This window comes from Caulobacter sp. AP07 (genome assembly GCF_000281955.1).
GTDB lineage: Bacteria > Pseudomonadota > Alphaproteobacteria > Caulobacterales > Caulobacteraceae > Caulobacter.
Window position 1 is genome coordinate 25,714 of sequence record NZ_AKKF01000128.1, and the last position, 9,396, is coordinate 35,109.

General features: G+C 69.0%; 10 protein-coding genes. 5 read left to right on the forward strand and 5 right to left on the reverse strand.

What is annotated here, in order from left to right; translation table 11 throughout:
- Position 1: 1 nt before the first annotated feature.
- Positions 2–1,150 (reverse strand): alpha/beta hydrolase family protein, encoded by a 1,149-nt coding sequence (locus tag PMI01_RS08385; protein ID WP_007666757.1) that lies wholly within the window; start codon positions 1,148–1,150, stop codon positions 2–4.
- Between the two features lie 87 nt (positions 1,151–1,237).
- On the opposite strand from PMI01_RS08385, the gene PMI01_RS08390 reads away from it, so the two are divergent.
- Together PMI01_RS08390 and PMI01_RS08395 are read left to right on the forward strand one after the other, a co-directional pair.
- Positions 1,238–1,879 (forward strand): TetR/AcrR family transcriptional regulator, encoded by a 642-nt coding sequence (locus PMI01_RS08390; RefSeq protein ID WP_007666758.1) that lies wholly within the window; start codon positions 1,238–1,240, stop codon positions 1,877–1,879.
- A gap of 9 nt (positions 1,880–1,888) precedes the next feature.
- The gene (locus PMI01_RS08395) at positions 1,889–2,587 is read left to right on the forward strand and encodes a VOC family protein (RefSeq protein WP_007666759.1); all 699 of its coding nucleotides are present in this window, start codon (positions 1,889–1,891) and stop codon (positions 2,585–2,587) included.
- Positions 2,588–2,736: 149 nt separating this feature from the next.
- On the opposite strand, the gene PMI01_RS08400 is transcribed toward PMI01_RS08395, so the two are convergent.
- The 4 genes from PMI01_RS08400 to PMI01_RS08415 form a co-directional block, all read right to left on the reverse strand.
- The gene (locus PMI01_RS08400; RefSeq protein WP_007666760.1) at positions 2,737–3,078 is read right to left on the reverse strand and encodes an ArsR/SmtB family transcription factor; all 342 of its coding nucleotides are present in this window, start codon (positions 3,076–3,078) and stop codon (positions 2,737–2,739) included.
- Positions 3,065–3,511: an SRPBCC family protein gene (locus tag PMI01_RS08405; protein ID WP_007666761.1), complete on the reverse strand. Its 447-nt coding sequence runs from the start codon at positions 3,509–3,511 to the stop codon at positions 3,065–3,067. Before PMI01_RS08405 ends, PMI01_RS08400 begins: the two co-directional genes overlap by 14 nt.
- A 129-nt stretch (positions 3,512–3,640) precedes the next feature.
- The gene (locus tag PMI01_RS08410) at positions 3,641–4,102 is read right to left on the reverse strand and encodes a hypothetical protein (protein ID WP_007666762.1); all 462 of its coding nucleotides are present in this window, start codon (positions 4,100–4,102) and stop codon (positions 3,641–3,643) included.
- 20 nt (positions 4,103–4,122) lie between these two features.
- Complete coding sequence (locus tag PMI01_RS08415; RefSeq protein WP_007666764.1) at positions 4,123–4,908, reverse strand: DUF4198 domain-containing protein; 786 nt, start codon at positions 4,906–4,908, stop codon at positions 4,123–4,125.
- A 158-nt stretch (positions 4,909–5,066) separates the two neighbouring features.
- Between PMI01_RS08415 and PMI01_RS08420 the strand changes: the two genes are divergently transcribed.
- From PMI01_RS08420 to PMI01_RS08430, 3 genes are all read left to right on the forward strand, one after another.
- Positions 5,067–7,322: a TonB-dependent hemoglobin/transferrin/lactoferrin family receptor gene (locus PMI01_RS08420; RefSeq protein ID WP_007666765.1), complete on the forward strand. Its 2,256-nt coding sequence runs from the start codon at positions 5,067–5,069 to the stop codon at positions 7,320–7,322.
- Positions 7,323–7,513: 191 nt separating this feature from the next.
- Positions 7,514–8,383, forward strand: a complete 870-nt coding sequence (gene purU / locus PMI01_RS08425; protein WP_007666767.1) for a formyltetrahydrofolate deformylase — start codon at positions 7,514–7,516, stop codon at positions 8,381–8,383.
- A 109-nt stretch (positions 8,384–8,492) separates the two neighbouring features.
- On the forward strand, positions 8,493–9,371 hold the full coding sequence (locus PMI01_RS08430; RefSeq protein ID WP_007666769.1) for an amidohydrolase family protein: 879 nt from the start codon (positions 8,493–8,495) through the stop codon (positions 9,369–9,371).
- Positions 9,372–9,396 lie beyond the last annotated feature (25 nt).

Consider the following 9,396-nt stretch of genomic DNA (forward strand, 5'->3'; position numbering starts at 1 on the left):
CCTAGAACCCCCGCGCCTCCAGCCAATCCACCACTGTCGCCGTCGCCTGGGGCAGCAGGTCCGGGCGCTCGATGTAGTAGTGGTCGGCGCCCTGAATCTCCGCGTAGCGCTTGTCGGCCGAGCCCAGGGCCTCGAACAGGCGGCGGGCGTGGCTGGGCGTGCAGGCCAGGTCGGCGGTGTTGCTGACCACCAGGGCCGGGCAGCTGACATTGGCGCCGTTGCGCACGCCGTTGGCGCGGCTGTCGTCATAGCTCCACTGAGACAGCCACGAGCGCAGGGTGGTGAAGCGGCCCAGGCCCACCGGCCCGTCATTGGCGATGCGCGGGTCGCCCAGATAGCAGGTATGGGGCCGGCGGTCGGAGGGGTCCTGGGCCGGGTCGGTCCAGCGCACGTCGCACATGGTGCCGTAAACGACGAACGGCCGTTCCAGGTCCGGGTCCGTCGCCTTCAACGCATCGAGGGTCTCGCGGACGCGGGCGGTGATGCGGCGGTTGCGGGCGACCTGGGCGTCGCGGAAGCGGGCCACGAACGCGTCGCTGTAGGGCGGCTGGTGCGGGCAGTCGGCGGCGTAGATGTTCAGCTCCGGATCGCGCACGAAGGGCTGGTCCTCGTCGAGGATCGAGGGGTCGATCCATTCGGTCATGGTCACCGAGCGGCTGACATGGGCGGCCAGCAGCAGCACGCCGTCGGCCGGCTGCAGGTTCGCGCCGACCAGGTCGACCGGATCGCCGGCCGGGGTGTGGGTGAGGGTCGGGCGCTCGGCCTGCTCCTGGTAGAACAGCGACAGCGAGCCGCCGCCCGACCAGCCGCCGAGGATCACCTTGTCGTAGCCGAACCGGGCCTTCAGGTCGGCGACGCAGGCTCCCAGGTCGAGGACGCACTTCTCAAGGATCAGGGCGGTGTCGTTGCCCCGGTAGCGGGTGTTGCAATAGACGACGTGCCGCCCGGCCCGGGCCAGGGCGGTGACCAGCGGCAGGAACGATCCGCCGCCGATCGGATGGCTGAACAGCACCACGCTCCTGGACTCGCCGGTCTCCGGCCGGATGCGCATGCACTCGACGAACACCTGCCCGTCGGGGCCGCCATAGGTCTCCTTGAGGCGGGAGATCTCGGCATAGGCATAGCCGTAAGGCTCGCGGACGATGCGCATCAGGCCCTCCCCTGTCGCCGCCGACTTGCGGGCGGTTGATATTTCTGATTTCTAAGTCAGGAAATCCTGACCCAGGAGTCAAGTCCGATGTCGCAAGACCTGCTCTCGCCGCCGGCCCGCAAGGGCGACCGCACCGCCGCGCGGATCCGCGACGCGGCGCTGGAGCTGTTCTCGCGGCTGGGGTTCGAGCGGGTGATGATGGGCGAGATCGCGGCGGCGGCCGGCGTCTCCCAGGCCACCCTGCACTACCATTTCCAGGACAAGTCGCAGCTGTGGCGGGCGGCGATGCTGCAACTGCGGGCCGTGGTCGCCGAGGAGGAGCGCCTGCTGGAGGCGGCGACCGACGCCTCGGCCCTGACCCAGCTGCGCATGGCCATGCGGCTGTTCCTGGCCATCAGCTGGAAGCACCCGGCCCTGGGCCGCATCGTCGCCCTGGAGGGCATGGCCGGCGGCGAGCGGTTGGACTGGCTGGACGCCCACCTGATCGGCCCGCGCAACCGCCGTCTGGCCCAGCTGGCCCAGGCCGCCATCGACGCAGGCGACCTCAAGCCGTTCCCGGCCGCCCAGCTGGTCATCACCCTGCAGGCGGCGGGGGCGGGCCTGATCAACCTGACCCCGATGATGCGGGCGACCTTCGGGATCGACACCGCCGCGCCGGACGTCCGCGAGGCGCACGAACGCATGATCCTCGACGCCCTGCTGGGCGGCTTCCTGACCCATCCGAACTAGGAGAACGCCATGGCGCAACATCCCAGCGGCATCCACCACCTGGCCTTCATGGCCGGCGACATCAAGAAGCACATCGCCTTCTTCTCCGAGGTGATGGGCTGCCCGCTGGTGGCGCTGTTCGACATGCACGGCGTGCCCGGCGGCCTGCACGCCTTCCTGCGGATGAACGACCACAGCTACTTCTCGATCGTGCAACTGCCGGAGGTCGACAAGATCCCGATCCAGCTGGGCGTCACCCATGCCGGCAACGGCGCCCTGCCCAGCGCGCCGGGCACGCTGCAGCACCTTGCGTTCCGGGCCGACAGCGAGGCCGACCTGCTGGCGATGCGCGACCGCATCCGCGGCCACGGCGTCAACGTGCTGGGACCGATCGACCACGGCATGTGCCGGTCGATCTATTTCGCCGGCCCCGACCAGATGACGCTGGAGGTCGCCGCCCCGGCCGAACCCATCGACCCGACCCGCTGGATCGACCCCGCCGTCCTGGCCAAGGCCGGGATCACCCCGGACGAGGCGGCCCGCTTCAAGGCCCCCGCCCCCTACGAAGGCCCCAGCCCCGCGCCGCAGCCGGCCTATGATCCCGACATGCCGCACATGGCCTATCCCAAGGCCGCCTATCTGAAGATGCTGGCCGTACCCGACGAGGTGCTGACCGCCTCGGCCTCGTTCACCCAGCCGCCGGTCGGGGCGGAGGCGGGCGCCCCCTAGGGAGTGCGGACAGTTAGCCGCTCCAGACGCCCGGCCAATCCAGCTTGGGTCCCCCGCATAAAGCGGGGGATGACGAACGGGGGTGGCGGTGTGGGCGCCAGAATATCCGTGGACGTGAAATCGCTCCTCCCAAGTATCGAGGCCGCCCCCTAGCCCGCCGGCTCGTCCTCCACGAAGGTCCGCAGCCGCGCCAGGGCGTCGTCCCAGTGGCCCGAGACCCGGTCGAGATAGGCGCGCGCCGCGTCGATCGTCTCGCGGCGGGCGGCGAAGCGGCTTTCCCGGCCGACCCGCAGGCTGGCCACCAGGCCGGCGCCTTCCAGCACCCGCAGGTGCTTGGTGATGGCCTGGCGGGTCAGGAGGGTGTCGGTCGACAGCTTGGCGATCGAGCGCGCGTCGCCGTCGCTGAGCTTCATCAGCAGCGACAGGCGCGTGCGGTCGCCCAGGGCCGCGAAGATCGGCGCGGGGTCTGGTTGGACGTCAGGATTCAACATGGGCCTGGATGTTCTTGACCTGCTCGGCCCAGCCCCCGTCGTTCATCCGGAACGCTTCCTCGCGGCGATGGGCGGGCACCTTGTCGAAGCCGGACTCGACCACGACCAGCCGCGTGCCGGTGGCGATCGGCTCCAGCCGGAACTCGACCAGGGTCGGCGTCTCCTTGGAATAGTCGACGTCGGGATCGACGCCGTAGGGGTGCCAGGTGAACGAGAACAGTCTGGGGCGATCCATGGTCACCACCTGGGCCTGCCAGGCCACGTGCTCGTAGCCGGGATAGGTGATGTGGCCGCTCGACGGCTGGCCGGCGACGAACGGTCCGTCCAGCTTGACGCGGAACCATTGGCCGAACTCGTTGAAGTCGGTGATGGCGCTCCAGACGCGCTCGACGGGCGCGCGCAGGTCGATGGTCTTTTCGATGCGGTCGGACATGATGGCAACCTCCCGGTTGCCTGTTTGTGACTCCGCGGGATCGAAAGCGCAACTCAATAGTTGCTCTTATCTGTCATCCCGGGCGTAGCGCAGCGTAGACCCGGGATGACAGATAAGGGACCGAGAACCCTAGTCCTGCTCCTCCGCCACCGGATCGGCGGCCGACACCGCGCCGTCCTTGTTGGTGTCGTGGGTGACGAACATCCGCCAGCCGGAATATTCGAACTCGGCCGGGGTGATGCCGCCGCTCTTGTCGCTGTCGAGCACGCCGAACCGCACGTCGGCCTGGCGCGTCTGGCGCACCCGTTCCTCTTCCTTCTTCTCGGGCGTGTCGGTCGAGGCGGCCAGGCGCTTGGTCAGGCGAGCGGTGAACTCGCCGACATATTCGCCCTTGGACAGCACGCCGTTCCGGTCGGCGTCGATGCCGGCGAACTGCTTCTCGCGGCCGGCCTTGAACTCTTCCTTGCTGACCGAGCCGTCGCCGCCGGTGTCCTGCTCCTTGATGAAGGTGTCGCGGGCGTGGGAGGCGGCGAAGGCGGGGGCGGCGACGCTGACCAGGGCGGCGGCCAGCAGAGCGGTCTTGAACTTCATGATGGTGGTCCTTTTCCTGACTAGCGCAGGGATTCGAAGGTGAGGGCGTAGGTGTAGGAGTGGCCGGTGGTGTCCTGCGGGGTCGGGGCGACGCGGTAGCGGGCCTGGATCTGGTAGACGCCCGAGCGCTCGACCTTGACCGTGAAGCGGCCCTGGTCGTCGCTGACCAGGTTGACCGGCGGGGCCTTGGTCTCGGCGTAGCGGTCGTCACCGGCGTGCAGGGTGACGGCCTGGCCCTTCACCGGCTTGCCGTCGAACAGCACCACGAACTTGGCGTCCTGGCCGGTGAAGATGCTGCTGGGATGGGTGACGGCCACGAACTCCAGGCCCTTGCCGATCGGGGCCAGGGCGGCGGCGGTTGGCGCGCCTCGCGTCACATAGACGTCGGCCAGGGTCAGGCTCTGCATGTCGACCGGGGTCGCGCCGGCCGGGGCCTTGCTCGGGTCCTCGAGGAACGCCCACTCGCCCTTGACCAGCACGGCCTTGGCGGTGCGGCCGGTGCGCTGACCGCTGGTGATCCGATAGGTGCCGGCCGCCTCGGTCGGGATCTCGACCAGGGCCAGTTCGCGCAGGTTGGTCGCCGTCAGCGGCCGGCGCACGCCGTCGGGCCCGACCACCGCCCAGGCGTCGGACTTCATCACCACCTCGGGGCTGAAGAAGCTCTCGGTGAACGAGCCCTGCACGGTCACCAGCTTGCGGTCGGTGACGTCGAAGGCGCTGGGCAGCAGATAGGGCGAGTGGGCGCTGGCCGCCCCGGCGAGGGTCACGCCGGCCAGCAGGGTGGCGGCAAGGATCGAGCGGCGCATGGCGGTCTCCAGGAGTCGGTGCGAAAGCGTCGCCGCACTGTGTATTGCGCTTGATTCTGAGAATCAATTGCATTTAGCTTGACCGAGACGGGAGATGGCCGTAGCTCGACGCCGAAAGATGCGAACGGTTCGCATTTGCGTCGGCCCGGGGGCCCAGAATGTCTCGATCCAAACTCGTCTGCTTCGCCGCCGCCTCGGCCACCGCCCTGCTCTGCGCCCAGGCCGTTTTCGCGGCTGAAACGTCAGCTGACGCCGTCGCCGAACTCGACAAGGTGACCGTCACCGCCACCCGCTCGGAGAAGAAGCTGCAGGACGCCCCGGTGACGGCCAGCGTGATCTCCAGCGAGGAGATCGAGGACGGACTGATCAAGGACATCAAGGACCTGGTGCGCTTCGAGCCCGGCGTCTCGGTGCGCAGCGCCCCGGCCCGCTTCACCGCCGCCGGCGCCTCGACCGGCCGCGACGGCAACGCCGGCTTCAACATCCGCGGCCTGGAGGGCAACCGCGTGCTGATCCTGGTGGACGGCGTGCGCGTGCCCGACGGCTACGCCTTCGGGGCCCAGAACATGGGGCGCGGCGACTATGTCGACCTGGACCTGCTGAAGTCGGTCGAGATCGTGCGCGGCCCGGCCTCGGCCCTGTACGGCAGCGACGGCCTGGCCGGTTCGGTCAACTTCTTCACCAAGGACCCGTCGGACCTGCTGAAGGCGGGCAAGGCCTTCAGCCTGCGGGCCCGCGCCGGCTACGCCTCGGCCGACGAGAGCTGGACCGAGAGCCTGGTCGCCGCCGGCCAGCAGGGCCGCTGGGAAGGCCTGGTCGCCTATACCCGCCGCGACGGCGAGGGCCAGAAGACCGCCGGGACCAACGACGCGGCCAACACCGACCGCACCACCGCCAACCCCGAGGACAGCAGCTCCAACGCCGTGCTGGCCCGGGTGGTCTATAACCTCAGCGACCAAAACCGCTTCCGCCTGACCTACGACCACCTCGACCGCGACGTCGACTGGACGGTGCTGAGCGCCATCGCCAAGCCGCCGCTGGCCGCCACCAGCGTGCTGGGCCTGACCGCTTTCGACCGGATGAAGCGCGATCGCGTCACCCTCGACCACCGCTTCACCGGCGGCCAGGGCCTGATCCGCTCGGCGACCACCACGCTCTATTACCAGAACAGCACCACCCGGCAGTATTCGGCGGAGGACCGCAACACCGCCGTCGACCGCACCCGCGACGCCAGCTTCGACAACGAGGTGTTCGGCGCGGCCCTGGAGCTGAAGAGCGAAGCGGCGTTCGGCGGCGTGACGCACAGGATCGTCTGGGGCGGCGACGCCTCGATCACCCGCCAGGAGGGTATCCGCAACGGCACGGTCCCGCCGGCCGGCGAGGTGTTCCCCACCCGGGCCTTCCCGACCACCGACTACACCCTGGCCGGGGTCTATGCGCAGGACGAGATCGCCCTCGGCCCGGTGACCTTCTACCCGGCGGTCCGCTATGACTATTACAAGCTGGAGCCCAAGCGGGACGCCCTGTTCACCGCCAACCTCCCGGCCAGCCAGAGCGACTCGCACCTGTCGCCGAAGCTGGGCGTGGTGTGGAAGGCCACCGACCTGGTTACGGTCTTCGCCAACGCCGCCGCCGGCTTCAAGGCCCCCTCGCCGTCCCAGGTCAACAACGGTTTCGCCAACCTGGCGTCGAACTACATGTCGATCTCCAACCCCGACCTGAAGCCCGAGACCAGCGAGACCTTCGAGCTGGGGATTCGCCTGAACCGGGCGCGCTGGAACGCCAGCGTCACCGGCTTCACCGGCAAGTACGACGACTTCATCGAGCAGGTGCAGGTGCGCGGCGCGTTCACCCCCACCGACCCGGCGGTCTACCAGTACGTCAACCTGGCCAAGGCCGAGATCACCGGGACCGAGGCGCGGGCCGCCGTCGAGCTGGGCGCGGGCTTCACCCTGCAGGGCGCGGCGTCCTATGCCCGCGGCAATTCCGAGACCAACGGCAGGAAGACGCCGCTGACCTCGATCGATCCGGTCAAGCTGGTCGCCGGCCTCGGCTACCGCGACCCGGCCGGCAAGTTCGGCGGCCAGCTCAGCGCCGTCCATTCGGCCCGCGAGTCGGCCAGCCGGGCGGGCGTCAGCTGCAGCAAGGTGATCGTCAACCCGCCGCCGGCCCCGCCCACGACCCTGACCGGCTCGGACTATTGCTGGATGCCCAAGGCGTTCACGGTCTTCGACCTGACCGCCTACTGGAACCTGACCGACAACGTCACCCTGCGCGGCGGCGTCTTCAACATCACCGGCCAGACCTATGCCTGGTGGAGCGACGTCCGCGGCCTGGCCGACAGCTCGACCGTCAAGGACGCCTACACCCAGCCCGACCGCAACTACAGCGTCTCGCTGGCGGTGAAGTTCTAGCCCTCTCTGCTTTCCCTCCCCCTTGCGGGGAGGGTGGCGGCGAAGCCGACGGGTGGGGTTCGGTGCAGGGAGTCATTGCGGCGGCTCCCCCACCCGACCCCTTCGGGGCCACCCTCCCCGCAGGGGGGAGGGACGAGGCGCAGACACACGGAACTTGCGGTCGGCGACCAAGGTCGATTACGACCCAAGTCATGAGCCAGCCCGCCGCCGCCGACCGCTACATCCTGATCCTGCAGTGCCCCGACCGTAAGGGCGTGGTGGCGGCCGTGTCCGGCTTTCTGGCCGACAACGACGCCTCGATCGTCGAGAGCAGCCATTTCAACGACGGCCAGGCCGACCAGTTCTACATGCGCACGGTGTTCCGCCCCGACGGCGACATGCCGCCGATCGAAGATCTGCGCCAAGGCTTCGAGCTGATCGCCAAGCGGTTCTCGATGACCTGGTCGCTGCACGACGCGGCGGTGAAGCCCAAGGTGCTGATCGCGGTCTCCAAGTTCGGCCACTGCCTGTTTGACCTGCTGCACCGCTGGCGCGCCGGCCTGCTGCCGGTCGAGATCGTCGGGGTGATGTCCAACCACGAGGACATGCGCTCGTTCACCGAATGGAGCGGCATCCCGTTCTTCCACCTGCCGACCACCAAGGACAACAAGGCCGCGCAGGAGGCCGCCTTCCTCAAGCTGGTCGACGACCTGGACGTCGACCTGGTGGTGCTGGCCCGCTACATGCAGATCCTGTCGCCGGCCCTGTGCGCGCGGCTGTCGGGGCGGTGCATCAATATCCACCACTCGTTCCTGCCCAGCTTCAAGGGCGCCAAGCCCTACCACCAGGCCTTCGAGCGCGGCGTGAAGATCATCGGCGCCACGGCCCACTACGTGACCACCGACCTGGACGAGGGCCCGATCATCGAGCAGGGCGTCCATCGGGTCGACCACAGCCACACGCCCGACGACCTGGTGGAGTTCGGCCGCGACGTCGAATGCACGGTGCTGGCCCGGGCGGTGACCTGGCACGTCGAGCACCGGGTGCTGATCAACGGCGCCAAGACGGTGGTGTTCGACTGACCCTCCCCCCGTAGGGGGGGAGGACTTCGCGGCGCGCGGCCCCCTATCTTCCGCCGCGCCCACGCCTATATCCCAAGCTTCACCGAACACGGTTACGACGAGGGATGGCATGGGAAAGATCACGATCGCGGCGTTTTCGGCGCTGCTGCTGGGCGCGGGCCTCGCCACGCCGGCCCTGGCGGCCGACCACTATGCCGGCCCGGTGATCGACACCCACGCCCATCCGCGCCTGACCGACGACGACGGTCTGCTGGCCAGCCATCCCAAGGGGATCGCGCCGCTGCGGGCCCTGGACCAGGCGGCCCATGTCGAGCGCAGCGCCCTGATCGTCATCGCCCGCCAGGGCGACATGGCCGCGACCCGCGCCCAGAACGACGCGGTGATCGCCGCCGCCGCCAGCGATCCGCAGCACTTCTACCCCATCGCCTCGGTGCATCCCGCCGACGGCGACGCCGCCCTGGTCGAGCTGGAACGCCTGGCCAAGCTGGGCGTCAAGGTGATCAAGCTGCACCCCAACACCCAGAAGTTCGACGTCGCCGATCCGGCGGTGGCCAAGGTCACCGACAAGTGCGGCCAGTTGGGCCTGGCCGTGCTGTTCGACAGCTACAGCCCGACCGACGGCGACGAGATCGGCAAGCTGATGATGCTGTCGTTCTACCAGCCCAAGACCCAGTTCATCTTCGCGCACATGGGCTTCAGCCATTTCCGCGAGATCGTGACCTTGGCCACGATGCGCAAGCTCGGCTACGGCGGCAATGTCTGGCTCGACATCTCGGCCATCGTCCCGGCCTATGCCGGCTCGCCCGTGCAGCCGGAGCTGGTCTGGACCCTGCGCCAGCACGGCATGGACCATGTGCTGTTCGGCTCGGACTGGCCGGTCGACACGCCCGAGGCGGCCATCGCGGCGGTGCGCGCTTTGGGTTTGACGGCGGCGGAGGAGCAGCTGGTGCTGCACGACAACGCCGCGAAATTGCTGGGGCTGAAGTAGGAACCGCACCGCTCTAACCCTCTCC

Coding starts and splice junctions, on each gene's coding strand:
- PMI01_RS08405 (WP_007666761.1), bottom strand. CDS start 3,511: ATGTCCGACCGCATCGAAAAGACCATCGACCTGCGCGCGCCCGTCGAG.
- PMI01_RS08430 (WP_007666769.1), top strand. CDS start 8,493: ATGGGAAAGATCACGATCGCGGCGTTTTCGGCGCTGCTGCTGGGCGCG.
- purU (WP_007666767.1), top strand. CDS start 7,514: ATGAGCCAGCCCGCCGCCGCCGACCGCTACATCCTGATCCTGCAGTGC.
- PMI01_RS08390 (WP_007666758.1), top strand. CDS start 1,238: ATGTCGCAAGACCTGCTCTCGCCGCCGGCCCGCAAGGGCGACCGCACC.
- PMI01_RS08400 (WP_007666760.1), bottom strand. CDS start 3,078: ATGTTGAATCCTGACGTCCAACCAGACCCCGCGCCGATCTTCGCGGCC.
- PMI01_RS08420 (WP_007666765.1), top strand. CDS start 5,067: ATGTCTCGATCCAAACTCGTCTGCTTCGCCGCCGCCTCGGCCACCGCC.
- PMI01_RS08385 (WP_007666757.1), bottom strand. CDS start 1,150: ATGCGCATCGTCCGCGAGCCTTACGGCTATGCCTATGCCGAGATCTCC.
- PMI01_RS08415 (WP_007666764.1), bottom strand. CDS start 4,908: ATGCGCCGCTCGATCCTTGCCGCCACCCTGCTGGCCGGCGTGACCCTC.
- PMI01_RS08410 (WP_007666762.1), bottom strand. CDS start 4,102: ATGAAGTTCAAGACCGCTCTGCTGGCCGCCGCCCTGGTCAGCGTCGCC.
- PMI01_RS08395 (WP_007666759.1), top strand. CDS start 1,889: ATGGCGCAACATCCCAGCGGCATCCACCACCTGGCCTTCATGGCCGGC.